Annotated in this window: 24 protein-coding genes; 12 read left to right on the top strand and 12 right to left on the bottom strand. The window is 62.8% G+C overall.

What is annotated here, in order from left to right:
• The first annotated feature begins 125 nt into the window (after positions 1-125).
• From eutB to OKW43_RS06990, 6 genes are all read left to right on the top strand, one after another.
• On the top strand, positions 126-1,157 hold the full coding sequence (eutB, locus tag OKW43_RS06965) for a hydroxyectoine utilization dehydratase EutB (RefSeq protein ID WP_187634333.1): 1,032 nt from the start codon (positions 126-128) through the stop codon (positions 1,155-1,157).
• Entirely contained in the window at positions 1,154-2,158 is a 1,005-nt protein-coding gene (locus OKW43_RS06970) for a cyclodeaminase (protein ID WP_187634334.1), read from the top strand. The genes eutB and OKW43_RS06970 overlap by 4 nt, the downstream gene beginning before the upstream one ends.
• Before the next feature lie 54 nt (positions 2,159-2,212).
• Entirely contained in the window at positions 2,213-3,250 is a 1,038-nt protein-coding gene (gene doeB, locus OKW43_RS06975; protein ID WP_187634335.1) for a N(2)-acetyl-L-2,4-diaminobutanoate deacetylase DoeB, read from the top strand.
• A gap of 7 nt (positions 3,251-3,257) precedes the next feature.
• On the top strand, positions 3,258-3,749 hold the full coding sequence (locus OKW43_RS06980; protein WP_429446134.1) for an Lrp/AsnC family transcriptional regulator: 492 nt from the start codon (positions 3,258-3,260) through the stop codon (positions 3,747-3,749).
• A gap of 166 nt (positions 3,750-3,915) precedes the next feature.
• Positions 3,916-5,448, top strand: a complete 1,533-nt coding sequence (locus tag OKW43_RS06985; protein ID WP_429446137.1) for an NAD-dependent succinate-semialdehyde dehydrogenase — start codon at positions 3,916-3,918, stop codon at positions 5,446-5,448.
• A gap of 35 nt (positions 5,449-5,483) precedes the next feature.
• Positions 5,484-6,881, top strand: a complete 1,398-nt coding sequence (locus OKW43_RS06990) for an aspartate aminotransferase family protein (protein ID WP_187634338.1) — start codon at positions 5,484-5,486, stop codon at positions 6,879-6,881.
• Between the two features lie 57 nt (positions 6,882-6,938).
• Here the strand turns inward: OKW43_RS06990 and OKW43_RS06995 are convergent, their stop codons facing one another.
• The 6 genes from OKW43_RS06995 to doeA form a co-directional block, all read right to left on the bottom strand.
• Entirely contained in the window at positions 6,939-7,088 is a 150-nt protein-coding gene (locus OKW43_RS06995) for a hypothetical protein (RefSeq protein ID WP_429446140.1), read from the bottom strand.
• Positions 7,089-7,176: 88 nt separating this feature from the next.
• Entirely contained in the window at positions 7,177-7,695 is a 519-nt protein-coding gene (locus tag OKW43_RS07000) for a DUF2778 domain-containing protein (RefSeq protein WP_187634340.1), read from the bottom strand.
• Positions 7,696-7,707: 12 nt separating this feature from the next.
• On the bottom strand, positions 7,708-8,193 hold the full coding sequence (locus OKW43_RS07005; protein WP_429446144.1) for an Hcp family type VI secretion system effector: 486 nt from the start codon (positions 8,191-8,193) through the stop codon (positions 7,708-7,710).
• A gap of 248 nt (positions 8,194-8,441) precedes the next feature.
• Positions 8,442-8,708 (bottom strand): hypothetical protein, encoded by a 267-nt coding sequence (locus OKW43_RS07010; protein WP_187634342.1) that lies wholly within the window; start codon positions 8,706-8,708, stop codon positions 8,442-8,444.
• A 567-nt stretch (positions 8,709-9,275) separates the two neighbouring features.
• Positions 9,276-10,367 carry an alcohol dehydrogenase family protein gene (locus OKW43_RS07015; RefSeq protein ID WP_429446147.1) on the bottom strand — a complete coding sequence of 364 codons (1,092 nt, stop codon included), beginning with the start codon at positions 10,365-10,367 and terminating at the stop codon, positions 9,276-9,278.
• Positions 10,368-10,432: 65 nt separating this feature from the next.
• Positions 10,433-11,653 carry an ectoine hydrolase DoeA gene (doeA, locus tag OKW43_RS07020; protein ID WP_187634344.1) on the bottom strand — a complete coding sequence of 407 codons (1,221 nt, stop codon included), beginning with the start codon at positions 11,651-11,653 and terminating at the stop codon, positions 10,433-10,435.
• A 330-nt stretch (positions 11,654-11,983) separates the two neighbouring features.
• Between doeA and ehuA the strand changes: the two genes are divergently transcribed.
• From ehuA to OKW43_RS07050, 6 genes are all read left to right on the top strand, one after another.
• Complete coding sequence (ehuA, locus tag OKW43_RS07025) at positions 11,984-12,886, top strand: ectoine/hydroxyectoine ABC transporter ATP-binding protein EhuA (RefSeq protein ID WP_281393955.1); 903 nt, start codon at positions 11,984-11,986, stop codon at positions 12,884-12,886.
• 79 nt (positions 12,887-12,965) lie between these two features.
• Complete coding sequence (gene ehuB, locus OKW43_RS07030) at positions 12,966-13,808, top strand: ectoine/hydroxyectoine ABC transporter substrate-binding protein EhuB (RefSeq protein WP_429446151.1); 843 nt, start codon at positions 12,966-12,968, stop codon at positions 13,806-13,808.
• A 74-nt stretch (positions 13,809-13,882) separates the two neighbouring features.
• On the top strand, positions 13,883-14,542 hold the full coding sequence (gene ehuC, locus OKW43_RS07035; RefSeq protein ID WP_429446154.1) for an ectoine/hydroxyectoine ABC transporter permease subunit EhuC: 660 nt from the start codon (positions 13,883-13,885) through the stop codon (positions 14,540-14,542).
• A gap of 4 nt (positions 14,543-14,546) precedes the next feature.
• Complete coding sequence (ehuD, locus tag OKW43_RS07040) at positions 14,547-15,206, top strand: ectoine/hydroxyectoine ABC transporter permease subunit EhuD (protein ID WP_187634347.1); 660 nt, start codon at positions 14,547-14,549, stop codon at positions 15,204-15,206.
• Positions 15,207-15,209: 3 nt separating this feature from the next.
• The gene (gene eutA, locus OKW43_RS07045) at positions 15,210-15,983 is read left to right on the top strand and encodes an ectoine utilization protein EutA (protein ID WP_429446157.1); all 774 of its coding nucleotides are present in this window, start codon (positions 15,210-15,212) and stop codon (positions 15,981-15,983) included.
• A gap of 207 nt (positions 15,984-16,190) precedes the next feature.
• Positions 16,191-17,540, top strand: coding sequence for an MFS transporter (locus tag OKW43_RS07050; RefSeq protein WP_429446160.1), 1,350 nt, complete (start codon positions 16,191-16,193; stop codon positions 17,538-17,540).
• 101 nt (positions 17,541-17,641) lie between these two features.
• Here OKW43_RS07050 and OKW43_RS07055 read toward each other — a convergent pair whose 3' ends face one another.
• The 6 genes from OKW43_RS07055 to coxB form a co-directional block, all read right to left on the bottom strand.
• Positions 17,642-18,340: a hypothetical protein gene (locus OKW43_RS07055; RefSeq protein WP_429446163.1), complete on the bottom strand. Its 699-nt coding sequence runs from the start codon at positions 18,338-18,340 to the stop codon at positions 17,642-17,644.
• A 20-nt stretch (positions 18,341-18,360) separates the two neighbouring features.
• The gene (locus tag OKW43_RS07060; protein WP_429446166.1) at positions 18,361-19,131 is read right to left on the bottom strand and encodes a tetratricopeptide repeat protein; all 771 of its coding nucleotides are present in this window, start codon (positions 19,129-19,131) and stop codon (positions 18,361-18,363) included.
• A gap of 176 nt (positions 19,132-19,307) precedes the next feature.
• Entirely contained in the window at positions 19,308-20,633 is a 1,326-nt protein-coding gene (locus OKW43_RS07065; RefSeq protein ID WP_429446168.1) for a ferredoxin reductase family protein, read from the bottom strand.
• A gap of 51 nt (positions 20,634-20,684) precedes the next feature.
• A complete protein-coding gene (locus tag OKW43_RS07070) occupies positions 20,685-21,020 on the bottom strand; it encodes a hypothetical protein (RefSeq protein WP_429446171.1) in 336 nt (111 codons plus the stop codon).
• The gene (ctaD, locus tag OKW43_RS07075) at positions 21,017-23,554 is read right to left on the bottom strand and encodes a cytochrome c oxidase subunit I (RefSeq protein ID WP_429446174.1); all 2,538 of its coding nucleotides are present in this window, start codon (positions 23,552-23,554) and stop codon (positions 21,017-21,019) included. Before ctaD ends, OKW43_RS07070 begins: the two co-directional genes overlap by 4 nt.
• Positions 23,551-24,237 (bottom strand): cytochrome c oxidase subunit II, encoded by a 687-nt coding sequence (gene coxB, locus OKW43_RS07080; RefSeq protein ID WP_429446176.1) that lies wholly within the window; start codon positions 24,235-24,237, stop codon positions 23,551-23,553. The genes ctaD and coxB overlap by 4 nt, the downstream gene beginning before the upstream one ends.
• Positions 24,238-24,272: the final 35 nt, after the last annotated feature.

Below are 24,272 nucleotides of genomic sequence, written 5' to 3' on the forward strand. Positions count from 1 at the left end.
ATCCTTTTTTAGAACACTAGACTGGGCTGCATGGAAAGCGATGCGGCCGCGAATGTCTGGTTTGTCTGCGATAGCCGTGCCCGCATCGAATCTCGAATCGACCTCCTTGATGCAGGGCCTCGTGCATGTCCGTTCCACCGTCAGCCGATCTGTCGTTAGCCGACATCTACCGCGCGCGCAGCCGTATCGACGGCCGCGTATGCCGTACGCCGCTCGTCGAATCGCCGAGCCTGTCGGCGCACGCGGGCACGCCGGTCTATCTGAAGCTCGAAACCGTGCAGCCGACCGGCAGCTTCAAGCTGCGCGGCGCGACCAATGCGCTCGCGCAGTTGGCCGAACGGGGTTGCACTCGGGTCGTGACCGCATCGACCGGTAATCATGGCCGCGCGGTCGCACATGCGGCGCGCACGCTCGGTATCGAAGCGACCGTGTGTCTGTCGCGCCTCGTGCCCGCGAACAAGGTCGACGCGGTGCGCGCGCTTGGCGCGCACGTGCGGATTACCGGTCAAAGCCAGGACGAAGCCGAGCACGAAGCCTTGCGGCTCGCGCGTGACGAAGGCTATGCCTACGTGCCGCCATTCGACGATCCGCACGTGATCGCCGGACAGGGCACGATCGGGCTCGAAATCGTCGAGGCCTTGCCCGAGGTGGCGAACATCGTCGTGCCGTTGTCGGGCGGCGGCCTGTTCTCGGGCATCGCGCTCGCGGCGAAAACCACCAATCCCGCGATCGGTTTGACCGGCGTCACAATGGCGCGCGGCGCCGCGATGCATGCGAGTCTCGCCGCCGGTCAGCCGGTGCTGGTCGAGGAACTCGACACACTTGCCGATTCGCTCGGCGGCGGCATCGGACTCGAAAACCGCTACACGTTTGCGCTGACGCGCGATCTGATCGACGAGACCGTGCTGCTCGACGAGGCGTCGATCGCGCGTGGCATCGCGCATGCGTATCGGCAGGAGCGGCTCGTCGTCGAAGGCGCGGCGGCGGTGGGGATTGCCGCCGTGCTCGACCGCGCGCTGCCCGCTGAACGCATCGCGCGCGGGCCGCTCGTGCTCGTCGTGACGGGCGCGAACATCGATATGGATCTGCATCGGCGGATCGTCGGCAATGAAACATCGCAAGCCGCTACGCCATCGAACTCACACACCGCATCATGACCTCGATCACACTCCTTGGCGAAGCCGAGCTTCGCAAACTCGTGCCGCTCGATCTCGCCGCTATCGACCAGATCGAAGCCGCCTTTGTCGCGCTCGCGACCGAAGCGGTCGCGATGCCGCCAATCCTGCGGCTCGATCTGCCCGCGCACAACGGCGAAGTCGACGTGAAGACCGCATGGCTGCCTCGCCTCGACAGCTTCGCGATCAAGGTTAGTCCGGGCTTTTTCGACAATCCGTCACTCGGTTTGCCGAGCCTGAATGGCCTGATGCTGGTTCTGTCGGCGACGACTGGGCTAACCGAAGCGGTGCTGCTGGACAACGGCTATCTGACCGCGATACGCACGGCGGCCGCCGGCGCGGTCGCGGCGCGCTGGCTCGCGAAACCGCTCACGCCGCGAGTCGCGGTGATCGGCGCGGGCGAGCAGGCGCGTCTGCAATTGCGGGCCTTGATGCTGGTGCGCCGCGTCGAACACGTGCGCGTCTGGGCACGCGACGCGGCGAGCGCGCTACGTTTCTGCGCGGAAGTGAACAACACGCTGGGCGTGCGATGCGACGTCGCGGCCAGCGTTCACGATGCGCTCGTCGAAGCTGACGTGGCGATCACGACGACGCCGAGCCGCACGCCGCTGATCGAAGCCGCCGATCTGCATCCGGGCCTCCACATCACGGCGATGGGCTCCGACGCCGAGCACAAGAACGAAATCTCACCAGCCGCGCTGGCGGCGGCGCGCTACGTGTGCGACCGCGCGCAGCAAACGCGGGTGCTCGGCGAACTGCATCACGCGCTCGCCGCGGGCGCGATGCGTGACGATGCGCCCGTCGTCGAATTGGGTCAGGTGATCGCGAAACAGGCCACGGGCCGCGAGAGCGACGCCGACGTGACGATCTGCGATCTGACCGGGACGGGCGCACAGGACACCGCGATTGCCGCGCTCGCATTGCAGCGCGCGCGTGCCGCGAAGGCGGGAACGACATTTGGCAACGACGCGCCGGTGAAATGACGCGCGATGAACGGCAATACGCCGCGACCAGCGGCTCACGAAGGAGGAGCACAGATGCGGGCATCCCCGATTCAACCGACGGTCGATTTCAACGCCGACGGCGAACAGCACGGCTTCCTGAAGCTGCCACATTCACACGACGGCTCCGCATGGGGCGCGGAGATGATCCCCATCACCGTGATCCGCAATGGCGAGGGGCCGACCGCGCTGCTAACAGGCGGCAATCACGGTGATGAATACGAAGGCCCGATTGCGCTGTCGAAGCTCGCCGGCACATTGAAGGCCAACGACGTATGCGGGCGAGTCATCATCGTGCCGTTCATGAACTTCCCGGCGTTTCGCGCGGGCACGCGCACGTCGCCGATCGATCGCGGCAATCTGAATCGCAGCTTTCCGGGCAAGCCGGACGGCACCGTGACCGAGAAGATCGCCGATTATTTTCAGCGTTATCTGCTGCCGCTCGCCGACTATGTGCTCGATCTGCATGCGGGCGGGCGCACGCTCGACTTCGTGCCGTTCGCCGCCATTCACGTTCTGCCCGACGCGACGCAGCAGGCGCGCTGCGAAGCGGCGATGCGCGCATTCGGCGCCCCGTACTCGATGCGGATGCTGGAACTCGATAGCGTCGGTCTCTACGACACGGCCGTCGAAGAAGCGGGCAAGGTGTTCGTGTCGACCGAGCTTGGCGGTGGTGGCACGGCAACCATGCACAGCGTTGCGATTACGGAGCGCGGTGTGCGCGGCTTTCTGCAACATGCGGGAATCATCAGGCAAGACGAAGCAATGGGTCACTCAAGCGCGAGCGCGCCGCGCACGACGACGCTGCTCGATATGCCCGACAGCACCTGCTACACGACGAGCGAGCACGACGGCCTGCTCGAACTGTGCAAGGACCTCGGCGACATGGTCGACAGCGGCGAGGTGATCGCGCGGGTTTACGATGCGAAGCGCACCGGCGCCGCGCCGATCGAATATCGCGCGCGACGCGGCGGCATGCTGGCCGCGCGACATTTTCCCGGGCTCGTGCGGAGCGGCGACACGGTCGCGGTGGTCGCCGACGTGCTCGAACGCGGCATACCGGTAACGGTCTGAGCGCGCGATGAAACTGGACCGCTACGATCTCGCGATTCTTCGCATTCTCGCGCGCGACGGGCGCATCACGAAGTCGCGCCTCGCCGAAGAAATCAATCTGTCGATTTCGCCGGCGTGGGAGCGCGTGAAGCGGCTCGAAGAAGAGGGGGTGATTCGCGGATATCGCGCGGATATCGATTGGGCGCGCGCGTTCAAAGGCAGCCGCGTGGTGGTCGAGGTCACGCTCGCGCGTCATACCGCGCCCGATATGCGGCGCTTCGAAGAGCGCATCGCGGCCGCGCCCGAAGTCGTGCAATGCCTGGCGACGGGCGGCGGCGTGGACTATGTGATGCACGTGCTGTCGCGCGATATCGACCACTATCAGCGCTTCATCGATACGTTGCTCACCGACGAATTGGGCATCGAAAAGTACTTCACCTATATCGTCACGAAGGTGGTCAAAAGCGGAGCCGAAGGCTTGCCCGAATGGGCGGAGCAGTCGATTGGCGACAACGGTTGAGCGGCGCGATAAATGCGGTCGAAGTACGACGACAAGCCCCACCCGAAAAATCGCTAGCCATACGGCCAATTGCAGAAAAAACGCAGTCTTCGACAAGCGACAACAAAAAAAGCCGCAGTGCCTCCGGACCTACAGTGATAGCAGACATCGCACACAGGAGGTCGTCATGTTGCTGGGTCATCCCGTCCTATTCAAATCGCTGTGCTACGTTGATGGACGCTGGGTTCATAGCGCGAGCGCCGCCAGCGTCGCGGTGCAGAATCCCGCGAATCAGGAAGTGCTCGGCCATGTGCCGATGCTCGACGCGGCGCAGATCACCGCCGCGATCGATGCCGCGCAGCGCGCATTCGACACGTGGCGCTGGGTGCCCGTCGCCAAACGCTCGGCGCTGCTGTTGCGCTGGCACGAGCTGATCCTGCGTCATCAGCAGGATCTCGCCGCGATTCTGTCGCTCGAACAGGGCAAGCCGCTTGCCGAAGCGCGCGGCGAAATTGCGTACGGTGCGAGCTTCGTCGAATGGTTCGCGCATGAAGCGCGGCGCCTGAATGGGCGCACGATCCCGACGCATATCGATGGCGCGCATCTCGGCACGATCGTCGAGCCGGTCGGCGTGGCCGCCCTGATTACACCGTGGAATTTCCCCTGCGCGATGCTGACGCGCAAGGCCGCCGCCGCGCTGGCCGCTGGGTGCACGGTGGTCGCGAAGCCCGCGCACGAAACGCCGTTCTCGGCGCTCGCGCTCGCGCAACTCGCTGAGGAAGCAGGCTTTCCGGCGGGCGTGTTCAACGTCGTGCTCGGCGAGCCGCAAATGACGATGCAAACGCTGGTTTCAGATAGCCGCGTGCGCTCGGTCAGCTTCACCGGCTCCACGCGCGTCGGCGCGCTAGTGATGCAGACGGCCGCGCAAGCAGGCATCAAGAAGACCGCGCTCGAACTCGGCGGTAACGCGCCTTTCATCGTGACGGAAGATGCGGACCTCGAGCAGGCCGTGCGCGTCGCGGTCGCGGCGAAGTTTCAGACCTCGGGGCAGGACTGTTGCGCGGCGAACCGGATTTTCGTCGCGCGTCCGCTGTACGAAACGTTCGTCGCGCGATATAGCGATGCCGTGAAGGCGTTGAAGGTGGGCGGCGCATTCGACCCGAACGTGGACGTCGGCCCGCTGATGCACCAGGCGGCGTTCGACACGACCGTGCAGCGCATCGCCGACGCGCGCGAGAAAGGCGCGCGCATCACGGTAGGCGGCGCGGCGCACGAACGCGGCGGCTGGTTCTTCGAGCCGACCGTGATCGCCGACGCGGCGCCCGGCATGCGCATCTACGACGAAGAAAATTTCGCGCCGATCTCGGCGGTCACGCCGTTCGATTCGCTCGACGAAGTGGTCGAGCGCGCGAACGACACCGAGTACGGACTCGCTGCCTACGTGTGCGCGAAAGATCTGAACACCGTGTTTCAACTGATCCGCCGCCTCGACTTCGCGATGGTGTCCATCAACGGCGCGAAGTTCACCGGCGCGCCGATTCCGTTCGGTGGCATCAAGTCGTCGGGGCTTGGACGCGAAGGCGGCGTCGAAGGCTTCGAGCCGTTCGTCGAGACACGTTATTTCTGCCTTGGCCAACTCGGCTTGCCGGTCAGCGACAGCGCCCCCGCTCGTGTCGCGGCACACGCGATGGCGACCGACGCAACGGCCGGAACCTACTGATTCATTCATCCAGACATCACACGAAGGAGCGACCCATGACTCAATTCGATCAACTGCTGAACGCCGACCGCGCCCATTTCATGCATCCGTCGACGCACGCGCACGACCACGCGAGCGGCGCGCTGCCGGGCCGGATCGTGACCGGCGCGAAAGGCATCCGCATCGAGGACCATCAAGGCAAGACTTTCATCGATGCATTTGCCGGACTCTATTGCGTAAACATCGGCTACGGCCGCACCGAAGTGGCCGAAGCGATTTACGAGCAGGCGAAGAAGCTCGCGTATTACCACACGTATGTCGGTCACTCGACCGATACGATCATCGAGTTGTCGTCGCGCATCATCGACTGGTCGCCGCAGGGCATGAAGAAGGTGTACTACGGCATGTCCGGTTCGGATGCGAACGAAACCCAGATCAAGCTCGTCTGGTACTACAACAACGTGAAGGGCCGTCCGAACAAGAAGAAAATCATTTCGCGCGATCGCGGCTATCACGGCTCGGGCATCGTCACCGGTAGTCTGACGGGATTGCCGAGCTTCCATCAGTTCTTCGATCTGCCGATCGAGCGAGTCAAGCATACCGTGTGTCCGCACTGGTATCGTCGCGCGCCGGCCGGCATGAACGAAACGCAGTTCGTCGCGTACTGCGTCGACGAACTCGAAAAGCTGATCGCGCGCGAAGGCGCCGACACGATCGCGGCTTTCATCGGCGAGCCGGTGATGGGCACGGGCGGCATCGTACCGCCGCCGGCCGGTTACTGGCCCGCGATCCAGCAGGTGCTGAAGAAGCACGACATCCTGCTGATCTGCGATGAGGTGGTGTGTGGTTTTGGCCGGCTCGGCTCGAAGATGGGTGCGCAGCACTACGGCATTCAACCCGACCTGATCACCGTCGCGAAGGGTTTGACCAGTGCGTATGCGCCGCTGTCGGGCGTGATCGTCAGCGAAGGGGTATGGGACGTCATCGATAAGGCGTCGCAGGAATCGGGTGCTTTGGGGCATGGCTGGACCTATTCGGGCCATCCGATCTGCGCGGCCGCGGCGCTCGCGAATCTCGAGATTCTCGAACGCGAGAACCTCGCGCAAAATGCGGCGCAAACCGGCGCTTATTTGCTCGAGCAATTGCATGCGGCGTTCGACTCGCATCCGCTCGTCGGCGAAGTGCGCGGCGCGGGCATGCTGGCAGCGCTGGAGTTCATGGCCGACAAGGATCTCCGCACGCCGTTCGATGCGGCGCTGAAGGTCGGGCCGCGTGTGTCGGCTGCCGCGATGCAGCGCGGTCTGATCGCGCGTGCGATGCCGCACGGCGACATTCTCGGCTTTGCGCCGCCGCTGGTGACGTCGCGCAGTGATGTGGATGAAATCGTGAAGCTGACGCGCGAGGCGGTGGATGAGGTGGCGTCGCAGGTGTTTACGCCGGCTGCTTCGCTTTGATGGACTGAGGTGAAAGGGAGCCCCGGCCCGCTGTTATCTTGCGGTCGGGGTTTTCGTTTAGTTCGTGCGGTAGTGTCGCCATAGCCTCATGATCACCACATAGGCGAGTACTGCCACGATCAGTTCGATAGACATCCATACGCCGATATACAGGTTTTCTGGATCGCGGATACCTAGCACCTCCGAAGCGTGTATCCATGCGCGCATCTCGGACTCGGTCCACCCATCGTCGTAGGGGCGGACAAAACGGAATGACAGAAGAAACAGACCTATAAACAGCAGGACCTTAAGCACCCTACGGACAGGTGTTGCCATGCGTGATGACCTCAATTGTTCCGTATGCCTTGATCCCGGAATTTCTGGCCGGAACAGTGGTGGTGTGCAGTAGCGCGGTGCGGATTCTCACGAAATCGATACGGCTCGGCAAGGTGATGCAGCCAAGTGAGAGACCGCGACCGCCAGCCGGATGCAACCTGAAGTTTCCACGCCGCACGCCGTTGATCCATGTGTAATCGTCTATTTTTCCATCGTCGCGATACAGTGCAAACCATTCACTGTGATCGGTCGGGTGGGACGAGTAATGATTGAACTCATCATTTAGCCACGTTTCTACCGCAGAGCGCACGCCGCCAGTAGGGCGCGGGACGATCCAGTACTTGCCTGCGGGAAGCGGACCGTTTCCCAGCACCGCCGTGCAGCCGCCCCGATTGCGGTATTGAGCGTTTCCGGAATATGCGTTGAATGTGCCGACCCCGAAGATTGTCAGTGGTGCCAGCCATTGGTTATCAATAATGAACTTACCGGTAACAGCCATTGTCACTCCCGCTTATCCGCGCTCATTCCATGAATCGGTGTATTTGATATTGCCGTCGAGATAGTGCCACGTGATGCTCTCGTACATCATCGAGACGGATTCGACGTGATTGAGCGCGGATGCCTGATCCAGCTTGGTATTTGCCATGCCGGGATTAATGCAGCAGACCTTCACGCCTTCGAGTAGCATCAGGAAATAGACTTCCTCTTTGCCCGCATCGTTGATGCGATACCACTTGATTTCGGCGGATTGCAGCGTTTGACCCTTCGCCACGGCCTTATAAAGATAAGGCGTCGCAGCATCGAACTCCTTTTCGAACGAGACCGGCGAGTGTGCACGCGCGCCGGTGATCTTGCCATTAGCAGCATCAACCGGCAGATTCACCCCGTGTCCAAAACCGATAATTTCAATGCTTCCCTCGCGATCCTGAACGGTCGATGACCCTTTGATGTTTGCGCCGCCATCATCTTTCAGCCACATATGTGCGGGAATTGGCATTTCTATATTTTCCTTAAATGGTTAAATGAGCGCTGTATGATTGCGACCTCGCTTTTAATGAGATACGCGTTACGCGAACGAATAATTTTTTTACCCGAAAAACCGATGGTTAGCAATACGTAAGCTATGCACTATTAATAATTTGACGTTCTTTCACAAACGGAAGCCAGCAGTGAGAGTGCAATCTGATCGAGCGCAGCGTACAGGCAAAAAAGACCCGCGCGATGCGGGTCGGATGGTGCTGGTCATCATGCACGCGAGTCATTGCGTCGGTAGCGCCGCCATAGCCTCATGATCGCCACATAGGCGAGTACTGCCACGATCAGTTCGATAGTCAGCCACGCCACGAAATACAAATCGCTGGGATCTTCAATACCGAGCCAATCCGAAGCACGCCACCACGCACGTGCTTCGCTTGCTGTCCACTTGTTGGATAGCGGGATATAACGAACGGAAATAAGAAATAACCCGATAAACAGCGCAACCTTGCAAAGTCTACGGACAAGCGTTGCCATAGTTGATGACCTCTAGGCGTTGTTCGGGCGCTTGGTCCGGTAGTGTCGCCATAGCCTCATGATCGTCACATATGCTAAAGCGGCGACGATCAGATCAATCACTGACCAAACCGTGAAATATAAGTCCTGGGGATCACGGACACCGAGCGAGCGTGAAGCGCGCCACCACGTCACGGACTGACTTTCAGGCATCGGCCACGGGTATGTGTGGACATACGGCACAGCGAGACAAAAGAGGCCGATGAAGAGCACCACCTTTAAGAGCCTACGGGCAAGTGTTGCGATACGTGATGACCTCAATTGTTCCATAAGCGTGAAGCCCCGAACTGCGCGGGAATGGTGACGGTATGCAGAAGCGCGTTGCGAATTCTCATAAAATCGCTATAGCCACGCTGCTCCAATGATGCAGGACTGGACGGTGATTCAAGGCAAAGAAAATTGTAAATTGACAACAATTAACGATTGCTAGGCGCGAAAAAAAGCCCGCCTTGAAGGGCGGGCTCGCAGTGTGCCTGGTTCATCGTCGAGGATTGATTGCAGCGGCCGGCGGTTTTATTGCATCGAGCGTTAGCGCGCGACCGAGTCGCCATAATGCCGATCAGGAATCACGACGATATTCCCCACAAAGCGCTTTTCCATGAACCGCGTCTGCGCGTCATGAAACTTCGACAGCGGATAAGTTGCCGCCAGAACTGGCCGGATCGTCCCGTTCTGAATATAGTCGAGCACGCGTTTGAACGCGCCACGCGTGCCCTGCGACGATCCATTCAACTGCAACTGCTTCAGATACATCGTGCGCAGATCGAGCTGCACGACCGGACCTGCAATCGCGCCCGCAGTCGTATATCGCCCCTCGGGCCGCAGTACGTTCAGCACCTTGCCGAATAGCGCCCCGCCAACTAGATCCGCAACGACGTCGACGGGCCGGCCCTCGGTCATCCGTTCTACGTCCGCGACGAAATCGCCGCTGTCGCGCAGCATCACGCCTTGCGCGCCGAGCGCCAGCACCGCCTCTTCCTTGCCTTTGCTGACGACCGCATAAGGAATCGCGCCGCGCGCGCGGCATAGTTGGATGATCGCCGAGCCGACGCCGCCGGACGCGCCGGTAATCAGCACCGTTTCGCCACGCTTGACGGCCGCGCGTTCGATCATCTGCTCGCCAGTGTGATAAGCGCACCAGAACGTGGCGAGTTCGGCGTCGGAATAGGTGGAGTCGACTCGATGCGCGTTTTCTGCGCGCACGGCCGTGTATTCGGCGTAACCGCCGTCGCGGCCGTGGCCGATGTAGTCGATGTCGGCGAGGCTGTCGTCGTCGCGGTTGTAGATCGACGCGTCGACGATCACGCGCTCGCCGATACGCGCGTCGCTGACGCCCCGACCCACCGCGACCACGCGTCCGACGATATCCGCGCCCTGAATGCGCGGAAACGTCAGCGTCGAGCGGCCGCGTCGCCACGTCGACACCGCTTGCGGATCGTCGTCGGTGCCATAGGCGCCCTGGCGGACCCATACGTCGGTATTGTTGAGACCGCATGCGGTGACGTCGATCAGCACCTCGCCAGCCGCGCACGAGGGCACCGGCACGTCGTCGCGATAGACCAGTTTGTCGAGGCCGCCGTGCGCGTTCAGCACGACGGCCTTCATCGTTTTCGGAAGCATGTTTCCCCTCTCGTTGAAACGGGCGTCGTGCTTCGCGAGTTCTCGCGGGCACGACGCCCGCGCGATCACGGTTTAACGAACAGCTTGCGTGGCGTCCTGCAAAAGGTCTCGACGCCGGTCCGCGTAATCAGAATGCTCTCGGTGATTTCGAGGCCCCAGTCGTCGAGCCACAGGCCTGGCATGAAGTGGAACGTCATGCCGGGTTCGAGGACGGTCTTGTCCCCGGGGCGCAGGCTCATCGTGCGCTCGCCCCAATCCGGCGGATAGCTCGCGCCGATCGGATAGCCGCAGCGGCTGTTCTTCTCGATGCCGTATTTATGAAGCACCGCGAAAAATGCATTGGCGATGTCCTCGCAGGTATTGCCGGGTTTCGCCGCGGCGAGCCCTGCCTCGATCCCTTCGACCACCGCACGCTCGCCCTCGATGAAATGCTTCGGCGGCTTGCCGAGGTACACGGTGCGCGACTGCGGGCAGTGATAACGCTTGAAACAGCCGGCGATTTCGAAGAACGTGCCGGCGCCCTTCGCGAACGGCGTGTCGTCCCAGGTCAGATGCGGGGCGGCCGCGTCGGCGCCTGTCGGCAGCAACGGTACGATCGCCGGATAGTCGCCGCCATGACCCTCGATGCCGGTAATGCCTGCCGAGTAGATTTCCGCGACGAGATCATTCTTGCGCATGCCGGGCTCGATTCGCTCGACGATATGCGCGTGCATCTTCTCGACGATGCGCGCGGCCACTCGCATGTACTCGATCTCGCGCGGCGATTTGACCGCGCGTTGCCAGTTGACGAGGCCGGTCGCGTCCTGCCATTTCGCGTCCGGCAGATGCGCGACCAGCGAGCGATACGCGGCGGCGCTGAAATAGTAGTTGTCCATTTCGACGCCGATCTTCGCATGGGCCCAGCCGCGCGCGGCGATCACGTCGCGCGCGAGGTAGTCCATCGGATGTCGCGCGGTGGATTGCACGTAATGATCCGGATAGCCGACGATCTGATCGTGCTGCATGAAGACGGTGCGCTTCGCACCGTTCGCATCCTGACCTCGGCCGAACCAGACCGGCTCGCCATCGAGCGCGAGCAGCACGCACTGATGCACGTAAAACGACCAGCCGTCATAGCCGGTGAGCCAGGCCATGTTGGTCGGGTCCGACACGATCAATAGCTCGATGCCGGCCGCCTGCATGGCCTTGCGCGTCTTCGCGAGACGCGCGGCGTATTCGTCGCGTTCGAACGGCAGGCGCACGACGGGCGCCCCAATTCGCGATTCGTGTTGCGTCGTATCTGGCATCTTCCCCTCTCTCTGAGCGTGATGTCGTTGCGGAAAGTGGCGCCCGGCGCACCTGAATGGGGCGTCCACGGGTATCTCTCGCCGCAGTCTAATGCCGCGAAAAAACGCCGCTGAATGTGCTAGTTCAATGTCCATGATGTTATCGACGCACGCTTCGGATTCGTTGCAATGCACGCTGCGCCGCCCTTGCCCGCGCATAAAAAGAATTGTTCTAGAGCAATCTGGATCGCAAATATGGCTGCGTATTCTGGGTCGCATTACTGGCGTTTGTGGCGCCGCAGCCGCGTTCCATTCACTCAAGTCATGTACGACGAACGGGATCGAATCGATATGAACACCGCGCGAGTTACCGATTTGCTGAGCGCTTCAGGCATCGCCCCGGCGAGTCATTCATCCGGGCGCACGGCCGCGCCCGCGAGCACGCTGGCGCACCGAGACGAAAGCCCGGCGAACAAGCCATTGATCCGGCTCAACCGGATCACGAAACGATATGGCGCCCTGACCGTGCTCGACGAACTGTCGCTCGACGTGATGCCCGGCGAGAAGCTCGCGCTGATCGGTCCGTCGGGATCGGGCAAGACGACGATCCTGCGCATCCTGATGACGCTGGAGACGATCGACGGCGGCCATATCGAAGTGGACGGCGAACAGCTGTTCCATATGCCGCGCGGCGGCCAGATGGTGCCGGCGAACGAACGGCATCTGCAGAAGATGCGCGAGAAGATCGGCATGGTGTTCCAGCACTTCAATCTGTTTCCGCACAAGAGCGTGCTCGACAACGTGACGCTCGCGCCGATGCTGACGAAGGGCGAGAGCCGTGAGTCGGCCGAGAAGCGCGCGCTCGAGCTGCTCGACATGGTCGGCATGGCCGACAAGGCGAAAAGCCGTCCCGCGCAACTGTCGGGCGGGCAGAAGCAGCGCGTGGCGATCGCGCGGGCGCTCGCGCTTGCGCCGCGGATCATGCTGTTCGACGAAGTGACGTCCGCGCTCGACCCCGAACTCGTCGAGGAAGTACTGAACGTGATGCAGCGGCTCGCGCGTGAGACCGATATGACGATGCTGCTCGTCACGCACGAAATGGGCTTCGCGCACGACTTCGCCGACCGCGTGCTGTTCTTCGACCGCGGCAGGATCGTCGAGGAAGGCAAGCCCGAAGACATCTTCACGCATCCGACACACGAGCGGACCCAGAGCTTCCTGCGCAAGATTCTCGCCGCCGGGCATCGAATCTGAGCTGAGTCGGAACATATTGTTTTCCCACGCTGCACATCACTCACTACGCCATACCACTACGCCTTAGGAGCTAAAAATCATGAAGCTAAAGGGGATTCTGATTGCGGGAGGGCTGTCGCTGTTGACACTCGCGAGCCTCGCTTATGCCGCCGACGACAAGCTTACGCAACTGCGCCAGCAAGGTTTCGCGCGCATCGCGATTGCGAACGAACCGCCGTTCACCGCAGTCGGCGCCGACGGCAAGGTGACGGGCGCGGCGCCGGATGTCGCGCGCGCGGTGTTCAAGAAGCTCGGCGTCAACGACGTGGTCGCGTCGGTCTCCGAGTACGGCGCGATGATTCCGGGCCTCGCGGCCGGGCGGCATGACGCGATTGCGGCGGGGCTGTTCATGACGCCGCAGCGTTGCGCGGCCGTCGCCTATTCGCAGCTGGTGCTGTGCGCGGTCGAAGCGTTCGCGGTCAAGAAAGGCAACACGAAGAGCATCAAGACTTACGACGAAATCGCGAAAGATCCAAAGGCGGTGATCGGTGTGGAAGGCGGCACGACCGAGCAGAAGCTCGCGACCGCCGCGAATATTCCGACCGATCGCGTGATCATCGTGCCGGACGGGCAAAGCGGTCTGAAGATGCTGCAAGACGGCCGCATCGACGTATTCGCGTTGCCGCTGCTGTCGATCACCGATCTGCTTTCAAAGGCGAAAGACCCGAACCTCGAATCGATCGCACCCGTGCAGAACACGCCAGTGCAATGCGACGGCGTCGCGTTCCGCAAGCAGGACACCGCGCTGCGCGATGCATTCGACGTCGAGCTGAAGAAGATGAAGGATTCCGGCGAGTTCGCGAAGATCGTCGAACCCTATGGCTTCTCGGCGAAGGCGGCGATGTCGACGAGCCGCGAAAAACTGTGCGCGGCGAAGAACTGAGTCCGCGATAAGACACCATGCGCGCAACGCGGTAGCGCGCGTGGCCCACGACACATTGCGCGCGAGGTGCGTTGATGAACCACTGGTCCGGCTATTTGCAGCTGATTCTGCAGGGGGCGCAGACAACCGTCGAACTGACGCTGATGGGTGCGGTACTCGCGCTCGTGATGGCGTTCGTCGCGGGGCTCGGGCGCCTGTCGCGTTTCTTCGTGGTGCGCGCATTGGCTACGTCGTATATCGAGTTCTTTCGCGGCACCTCGATATTCGTGCAGCTATTTTGGGCGTACTTCGTGTTGCCGATGGCCGGCCTGACGCTGACGCCGCTGCAGGCCGGCGTGCTCGCGCTCGGTTTGAACGTCGGCGCGTACGGTGCCGAAGTGGTGCGCGGCGCGGTCGCCGCGATCGGCCACGAGCAGCGCAGCGCCTGCATCGCGCTGAATCTTTCCCGCTATCAGCGCATGCGGCATGTGATCCTTCCGCAAGCGTTGCCACTGATGCTGCCCACGTTCGGCAACAACGCGATCGAGCTGCTGAAGGGCACGGCCGTGGTGTCGCTGATCTCGCTCGGCGACATGACGTTTCAGGCACAGGTGGTGCGCTCGCAAACCGGCAATACGTTGATCCCGTTCGCGACGATTCTCGCGCTGTACTTCGCCATGGCATGTCTGATCTCGTTTGGTATGCGCAAGCTGGAAAACCGGATGAGCTTCGGTCTCGACCGCATCAGGAGATAGACGTATGGAATGGGACTGGAGCTTCGTGCGCGAGATTCTGCCGATCCTGCTGCAAGGATTGAAGATCACCGTGCTCGCTACGCTGCTCGGCGCGGTCGTGGCGGCCGTGGTCGGCATGGCGATCGCCATTTTGCGGCTGGCGCCGAATCGAGCGGTGTCGCGTGGCACGTCGGCGGTCGCGAGTTTTATTCGCGGCACGCCGCTGCTCGTGCAACTGTATTTCGTGTTCTACGTGCTGCCCGACATCGGCATACGGATGCCGGCGCTCGCGGCCGGCGTGCTCGCGATAGGCGTGCATTACGCGACGTATGCGGCCGAGGTCTATCGCGCCGGCATCGAAAGCATTCCGCGCGGGCAATGGGAAGCCGCGAAGGCCTGCAATCTGAGCCCCGCGCAAACGTGGCAGCACGTGATCCTGCCCGAAGCGGTGCCGCCGATGGTGCCCGCGCTCGCCAATTATCTGATCTCGATGTTCAAGGAAACGCCGTTGCTGTCGGCGATCACGGTCCTCGAATTGATGAATCAGGCGAAGATCATCGCGAATACGGATTATCGCTATCTGGAGCCAATGACGCTCGTCGGCGTGCTGTTCCTGATCATCAGCCTGATCGCGGTGGCCTGTGTGCGACTCCTTGAAAAGCGCTTTCCCGCTCCGGGGCATTGAACGATGCAAACAATCATTCGGCAGTTCGAGCGAGCGCCGCATCTGGTCGAACGCGCTTTCGATAAACGTATCGGCCTCGTGATTCTCGCAACCGATCACACCACCGAGCCGGACTTCGCGGCACTGGTTGCGAACGAGCGTATCGGCATCTACGTGAATCGCGTGCCATATGCGAACCCGGTCACGCCGGACAATCTGCGAGCGATGCAGCCATCGCTGAGCGCAGGCGCGGCGCTGATCCTGCCCGACGAAACGCTCGACGTCGTGATGTATTCGTGCACGTCGGCATCCGTGATGATCGGCGACGCGCAGATCGAGCGCGCGATTCATGCGGCGAAGCCGTCGGCCACGGTCGTTATCCCAACCGCGGCTGCGGTCACCGCACTCAACACGCTGGGCGCGCGGCGGATCAGCGTGCTGACGCCGTACACCGCCGAAACGAGTCGGCCGATGGCCGGGTACTTTGCCGCGCAAGGCTTCGTTATCGATCGCTTCTCATGCCTCGGTCTGACCGATGACCGGGAGATGGCACGGATTTCGCACGACGATATCGTCGCCTTCGCGCGCGACGCGATCGCGCCGGACTCCGATGCGCTGTTTATCTCGTGCACCGCGGTGAGAGCCGCGCCGATCATAGCGCGAATCGAAGCCGCCATCGGCAAACCGGTAGTGAGTAGCAACCTCGCGACCGCATGGATGTGTTTGCGCCTATGCGGCGAGAACGACGCGAGGCCACAGCAGGGTCGTTTGATGACGCTGCCGTTGTCGACGCGCTGAGTGAAGTGCTTCGCGCCGATCGTGTTGTTTTTCCCGAACGCGCACGACGCATCGTAGACGCACGCGTACGGATTACCGCATCGGTTACGGCTTTATGGAAAACCCCGATGCCTGCATCGTCCTAGAACATCGTTGCAGGCGCTGGTCGCCGGTATCTTGAATTCGGGCGACGTTGCCTGTGTCGCACAAAGACATCCTGGAGGAGACATGCATTACGCAGATTCATGGACCGCGCAGACCGCGCAACCGCAGCCGAACAGCTTGCTGCGACGCGCAATCGCCGCGTCGGCACTCGGCAACGCGACAGAATGGTTCGACTACGGAATTTACGCCTATGGCCTGAGCTATATTTCGGCGGCCTTGTTCCCCGGCAGCACCGCGCAGGCGACCTTATTCGCGCTCGCGACCTTCGCCATTTCGTTTCTCGTGCGTCCGCTAGGGGGCCTGTTCTGGGGACCGCTCGGCGATCGCCTCGGCCGCAAACACGTGCTCGCGTTGACGATCATCCTGATGTCGGTGGCAACGCTGCTGGTCGGACTCGTGCCGACTTACGCGAGCATCGGCTGGTGGGCGCCGGCGATACTCGTCGTGCTACGAATGATCCAGGGCTTTTCGACGGGTGGCGAATACGGCGGCGCGGCGACCTTCATGGCCGAATACGCCCCCGACAAGAAGCGCGGCTTTTGCGGCAGCTTCCTCGAATTCGCGACGCTGTCAGGCTTTTCGCTCGGCGCGTTTCTGATGCTCGGTTGCTCCGTCGTGCTCGGCAACACGGCGATGCATTCATGGGGATGGCGTTTGCCGTTTCTGATCGCGGCGCCGCTCGGCCTGATCGGTTTCTATCTGCGCTCGAAGCTCGAAGACACGCCGGTCTTTCGCGAACTCGAACAATCGATGCACAAGGAGCAGCATAGCTGCGTCACGCTGAAGGCACTGCTGCGCGACTATTGGCAACCGCTGATCCAGCTCGGCGGACTCGTGGTTGCGTTGAACGTCGTCAACTACGTGCTGCTCGCCTATATGCCGACTTTCATGCAGAAGCAGCTTGGCATGAGCGACAACATGTCCCTGCTCGTGCCGCTGATCGGCATGCTCGCGATGATGGTGTTTCTGCCGTTCGCCGGCACGTTCTCGGATCGCGTCGGACGCAAGAACGTCTGGTGGTTTTCGCTGATCGGCCTGTTCGTCGCGGCGATTCCGATGTTCCTGCTGATGAAGCTCGGCCTGGCAGGTGCGTTCATCGGCTTTGCGGTGCTCGGGCTGTTGTACGTGCCGCAACTCGCCAGCATCTCGGCGATGTTCCCCGCGATGTTTCCGACCCAGGTCCGTTACGCGGGGATGGCGATTGCGTATAACCTGTCGACGTCGATTTTCGGCGGCACGGCGCCTATGGCGAACCAATGGCTCGTCGCGCATACGGGCAATGCGCTGGTGCCCGCTTATTACATGATGGCCGCGTGCGTCGTTGGTGCGATTGCGTTGATCTTCGTGCCTGAAACGCGCGGGTGTTCGTTGCGCGGGCAGGGCATTCCGGGGAAGCAGGAAGTGGTTCTTTGAAGTAACGTGGCGTGGCCAGCCGCATAGCGATGCGGTTCGGCCACGCGGGTTCGATTGAGCGTCTACCGCGGACGGCTTGCGCCGATGTGCTTCAACGCAATTCAACCGCCGGACAGAACCGTGTCCTCGACTTCGTAGCGCTCATTGCCAACTGAAATCAGATTGATGCCGGCATGCTTGCGCGTCAGCGTGTCGCCGGGCATCGGCCGATCGCTCGCGGACGTCGCTGTGCCCATCACGCGACCGTCGACGCCAAAGAAAATCGCCCGCGTGGCGCCATCGGGCCAGTAGACCACGACCGTAGTCTGTCGATCGCTGTGATGCACGACGCCGAACTTGCACATCGTTTTGGTCTGTCCGTTGCCGCGCTCGCACGGCAACGTGCCGCTCGCGCTGATAGGCGATTCCTTGACGGGCACGTGGCGGGTCTGCGAGCCGGTCTGAGCGCTTTCAGTCGAAATCGAAATCAGCGTCACGCCATCCGCTTCTCCGACCACGCGCGCGTGCCGCTGACGCCCGACGATCGCGCGCACGGCGGCGCTGTCGCGCGAACCCGGACAGCCGACCAGCATTGCCATGTGGTCGAGATAGTTCACGGTCGCCGTCGACTCGCCGAGCCGCCGGCAGGCATCGCCCGAGTGCGGATAGCCGTCGCCGAGAACCACGAAAGTCGCGGGCCATTCGAACGGCTTGTCCGCGCCAGCGGCCTGCACGGAACTCGGGGCGCCACCCGCACCGAAAGCACTCGCCGCAATCGCGGCGCACAGCGCCGAAGCAACAGACCGGGTCGTGCGTCGCATCGATGTTCTCCTCGGCATGCTCAGGTGCGAGTCGCGCCCGCGGCCAACGCGGCCTGCGCGCGCTGCAGCCACTCGCGATTGTGCTCGCGCGCGTGACGCGGCCAATGTTTGGCATCCTGCACGATCTCGGCATAGAGCGCGCCCGCGCGCCGGCGGTCGGTATCTTCCGGTCGCGCGGCGAGCCAGTCGGCGAACAGGCAGCGCGGCGCGACGTCGCTCGCGCAGGTCAGCGCCTGTTCGAATGCCGCGCGAGCGCCCGGCGCGTTCAGCGCGGCCAGTGTGCGCGCGTACAGCAGCGCCGGCTCGCCCTGATTGCGCGCCTGCGGATTGACCGAGAACAGATTCGCTAACGTCGCATCGGCGGCCGTGTAGTCGCCGAGCGCGAACTGCGAGCGTGCGAGACCGAGCAGCAGCGCGGGATCGTTCGCAAATGGGCCGTTCGCCGCGGCCTGGAAATGTTCGAGCGCTTCGCGCGGATTGCCGGCCGCGAGCAAGGCCTCGCCGAGCCGCATCCGATGCTGCACGGTCGGTGCGCGGTCGAAATCCGCGCGCGCTTCACGCAGCGCGCGATTCGGATCGACGAATTGCGTGATCGCCTGCGTGGCCACGCGTGCGCCGCGCGAATGGCGCAGACCCGGCAGATAGATCGCGAACAGGTACACGACGCTGCCGAGCAGCGGAAAAGCAAACAGAATGAATAGCCAATAGATGCCCTGGTTATTGCGCATCGCGTGGACGGCGAAAAAGATCGCAATAAAAACGTGAAGACCGATTCCAAAGAAGTAGGGCATATTGATTCAACCTTCGAGCGTGAGGAAAAGCGCGCCGCGAGCCCGTCACCAGGCTAACCGGGCGCTAATGCAGCGAATCGACCCGCAGATACGCGAAAAGAAGCGACAGCGCCACGACGATCACGCCGGTCGCAACGACGAGACGATTGGCCAATAGTCGACGCATCGCAAGTCTCCTAGACGAAGCTGTAGCGTTCGGAATGGTAGCGCATGCGGGGCACCTTCATTTCGCCGAGCGCCGTTTCGATTGCATCCATCATCGGGTCCGGGCCGCAGATGAAGTACTCGTGGTCGGCGAACCCGGGCGGCAGATGACGCTGGAACATCGCCGCGTCGATGCGCCCGGTCTCGCCGCTCCAGCCTTCGGGCGGGGCCGACAGCACATAGACGATGCGCAGATCGAGCCGCGTTTTCAGCGCATCGAGCTCCTCGCGGAAAGTCAGCGAGTCCCAGGTCTTGCCGCCGTACAGTAGCACCAGCGGACGTTGGTCGCCGCGATCGGCGAGCGTGCGGATCATGCTCATCATCGGCGTAATGCCGATACCGCCCGCGATCAGCACGTGCATGTCAGTCGGATGGCCGATCGTGAACGCGCCATACGGTCCGTCCAGGTACACGCGCTGACCCGCCTCGATCGTCTTCACCGTGCTGGTGAAATCACCGAGATTGCGGATCGTCATTTCGACGCGGCCATTCGCGGCCTCGGCGCTCGACGAGAACGAAAAAGGATGCCCGGTGATCCTGAACGGACTGCCCCACACGTTGAGCCAGCCGAACTGGCCGGGCTTGAAGCGAAAACCAGCGTGGCCGTCGGGCTGCATCACGAGGGTCGTGGTGTCGCCGCGTTCGGCGCGCACGTCCGCGATCCGGTACGGACGCCTGAGCATGAACAGCGGCTTGAACAAACGCACATACAGCAGCAGCGCGATCCAGAATGCTGTCATGCAGACCCACAGTGTGCGCTTGAGCGGATCGGTCAGATAGAAGCTCCAGCCGATCATATGCAGCACGCCGCCGAAGATCGCCACGAGCGCGAGCCCGATATGCGATAGATGCCATAGTTCGTAGGGGATTTTCAGCTGCTTGCGCCACAGCGCGGTGATCACCAGCACGATCACCGCGCCGATCGACAGAAAGGCGAACCACGCACCCCACGGTACGTCGAGTAGCGAGTGGGGCATCGCGACCTTGTCCGAGCGGATCGCGAACAGAATCAGCGGATGCGCGACGACGAGGCTGACCGCGAGCAGCGACACGCGTCGATGGAAATGGTAGATGACGTCCTCGCCCCACGGCTCGGTCACGTGACGAAAGCGCGCGGTAAGGCCGAATTGCAGGCCCATCATCGCGAGGCCGGAGTAGCCGAGCGCCACCGAGAACTCGGTGCCGAAGTTGCGCGCGGGCGGCAGCGTGCCGGCCAGCAGCGCAAACAGCGGCGCGAGAATGAACAACAGATAGATGGCCGACCAGATGACCTTGCGCGCGAGATCCTGAGACTGCATCAGTGCTTCTCCATGCCGGGGGGCGCGGCCCCGCTGGCGCCCAGTCAGCGTTCAGACGCAGGTGGTGAGCAGCAGCGCGGGCCCGAACGTAATCACGGTCGCGGCCAGCGCCGCGATCAGGGTCCAGACGACGACGGTATGCATGAACGAGCTGATGCGCTCGGGCCCGGGGTCGCGCGTCGCGGCGCGATAGCGCCATAGCCAGCCGATCGCGATCAGATGCAGCAGCAGAATGATCGCGAGACTCGCGCGCAGCGGGCCGGTGGGCCACGCGAACGCGCAGCCGATCGCGTGCAGCGCATACAGGATCACGAACGCGAGACACCAGATCGTGAAGCCGACGGCGAGCCACCACAACCGCCGTGGCGAAAGCGGACGCGCATTCATGGTCTGGCTCCCAGCACGGCGACGAGGTTCGGCAGCGCGAGCACGAGTCCAAGCGCGATGATGCCCGTCGCCAGTGTGTAATCGACCCACACGCGGGTGAGGCGCAGATCGGTCAGGCGTCGAGCGGAAACGAAGCCCGCGCCGACGCGCAGCACGTTGCTGATGAGGAACAACAACCCGACGCCCGCGTGAACCGCGATGTACGTGAGCAGCGCAGCAGCCGTCGCGCCGAGCGCATGCTCGCGCGGATTCGGTGTCACGCCGTTGATCAGCATCACGCAGGCGACGAGCGCGACGATCAGCGCGATCGCGCTCAGTCCGATCGTGCCGTGCGGTTTGCGCTCGGCGGCGGCCGCGCGCAACGAGCCACGCGTGGCGGCTGCGGCCACCGCGAGCGCGACGGCCGCGACGAGCGCGAGCAGGCGGCTCGGATGCGGCGTCACGGCGGCCGGCCAGTTCGGCGCGGCAATCCACAGATAGAACGTGCCGAAGATCAGCGAGGTGAACAGCGTGCCGTTCGCGACCAGCGCGCAGATCATCGAAAGCCATGACGGCGAACCGGCCACCTCGGTATGCGGCGGAACGCTGACGCCTCGGCCGACAGGCAACGCGCCATAGTCGCGCGCGTGGCCCGCGCTCTGGCCCGCGAAGATGAAGAGGCCAAACGTGACGAACGCGAACGCGACCGACAGCAGATAGAACTTGAACAGCATCGCGAGCACCGCCGCGGCGGTCACGAGCGCGGTGACGAGCGGCAGATACGTCGAGTTCGGCAGCACGATCAGCTGTTCGGGCTCGCCCGAGGTCATATGCACGCCTAGCGTCTCCTGCCAGCCGTTGCGTGTAAAGCCGAGATAGCCTTCGCCGCGCGCAAGCGAGGTCGCGAGCTGGCCGGGCGGGACTTTTTCGGTTTCGGCGTCCATGTGTGGAATCGACGCGAAAGCATACGGCGCGGGCGGAATCGGCATGGCCCATTCGAGCGTGGTCGACTGCCAGGGATTGCGTCGCACGCGCTGGCCGAAGCGCAGCTGCGCGATGATGTCGATCACGACGAGCGCGAAGCCGATCGTCATCACGAAACTGCCCACCGACGACAGCAGATTGAGCCAGTTCCAGCCTTCGTCGCCGCTATAGGTAAAGACGCGCCGTGGCATGCCGAGCAGGCCGGTCAGGTGCATCATGAAGAACGTCATGTTGAAGCCGATGAACACGAGCCAGAACGCGGGCACGGAAAGTTTATGCACGGCGGTGCGGCCGGTCAGCAGCGGCAGCCAGTAATAGAACGCCGCGAGCATCGGAAACGCGAGCGCGCCGGCCACCACGTAGTGCAGATGCGCGACGACGAAGTAGGTGTCGTGTGCCTGCCAGTCGAACGGCACCATCGCAAGCATCACGCCGGTCAGGCCGCCGCACGTGAACACGAAAAAGAAGCCGAAGATGTACAGCATCGGCACGTCCCAACGCGGGCGGCCGTGCGACAGCGTGGCGAGCCACGCGAAGAACTGGATCGCGGTGGGCACCGCGACGATCGCCGAGCCTGCCGAGAAGAACGCGAGCGCCAGATGTGGAATACCCACCGTAAACATGTGGTGCACCCAGATGCCGAAGCTCAGGAACGCGAGCGCGATGATCGCGACGACGATCGTGCGATAGCCGACGAGCTTGCGTCGCGCGAACACGGGGATCATCGTCGACAGCACGCCGGCCATCGGCAGGAAGATGATGTACACGTCGGGGTGGCCGAACAGCCAGAACAGGTGCTGCCACAGCAGCGGATCGCCGCCGCGCGTCGGATCGAAGAACGGCAGGTTGAATGCGCGCTCCACCTCGAGCAGGATCGAGCCGAGAATCAGCGGCGGAAACGCGACGATCATCATCATCGCGGTGACGAGGATGTACCAAGCGAAGATCGGCATGCGATCCAGCGACATACCCGGCGCGCGCAACTTCAGGATCGACACGACAATTTCCATTGCGAGCGACAGCGCCGAAATCTCGACGAACGTGATGCCGAGCAGCCACACGTCGGCGTTCAACCCGGGCGTGTACACGTTGGAGCTGAGCGGGGTGTACATGAACCAGCCGCCGTCGGGCGCGCTGCGCAGAATCAGCGACACCGTCAGGATCGTGCCGCCGAACAGATAGCACCAGTAGCCGTAAGCGGTCAGGCGCGGAAACGCGAAGTCGCGCGCGCCGAGAAGCTTCGGCGTCAGATAGACCGCGAAGCTTTCCACCATCGGGATCGCGAACAGGAACAGCATCATCGACCCATGCATCGTGAAGACCTGGTTATAGGTCTCCACGTCCATGAAGGCCGCATGCGGTGTGGCGAGCTGCACGCGCGTGAGCATGCCGAGAATCCCGGCGATTGCGAAGAACACGAACGACGTGATCATCATGCGCATGCCGAGCACCGTATGGTTGACCGCGGCGAGCTTCTGCACGCCCGGCCCGGTGGCCCAGATCGCGGCAAGCTGGCGATGCAGCCGCAGCGCGTTGATGCGCTGCGATGGTGGCTCGACGGGCACACTCATTTCTTCACCTCCCCGCTGGCGGCGGCGCTTTTGACTGCGGCCGGAAAATCTTCCCGACGATCGACGATCACGGTGAAGTGCATCCCCGCGTGACCGATGCCGCAAAACTGGTTGCATTGTCCGGCGTACTCGCCGGGCTGATCGGCCTGGATACGCAGCAGATTGTGGTGGCCGGGGACCGCGTCGATCTTGCCCGCGAAGCGCGGAATCCAGAACGCGTGCACGACGTCGAGGCTGGTCACCGCGATGTCGACTGGTGTGCCAGCTGGCAGATGCAGCACGTTTGCGGTTTCGACGTTGCCGAGTTCCGGATAGCGGAAAGTCCAGCGCCATTGCTGCGCGATCGCCTCGATGCGCGCGGGCGCATGTGCGCGCAGCGGCAGCAGCAACTCGCCCGCGTACAGCGCGTAGCAGATCAGCGGAATCAGGATCACCGCGGGCAGCACCAGACCACCGAGCACGACCCAGCGCGCGGGCGACACGCGCGAGCCCCAGCCTGGCCGGAAGACCGTCAACAGAAACAGCACGAGCACCATGGCGAACAGGATCGCCGCGCCCGCCAGCATCACCCACCACAAGCCGGCGATCGATGCGGCGGCCGGGCCCGACGGTTCGAGCGTCGACAGTGGCCCGGTGCAGCCGGACAACGCCGCGAGCGATGCTGCTTGGACCGTCAGACGCAAGCAGCTATGATGGTTTGCACCACCAGGCATTCGAC

This window comes from Paraburkholderia sp. WC7.3g (assembly GCF_050436345.1).
GTDB classification, from domain to species: domain Bacteria; phylum Pseudomonadota; class Gammaproteobacteria; order Burkholderiales; family Burkholderiaceae; genus Paraburkholderia; species Paraburkholderia podalyriae.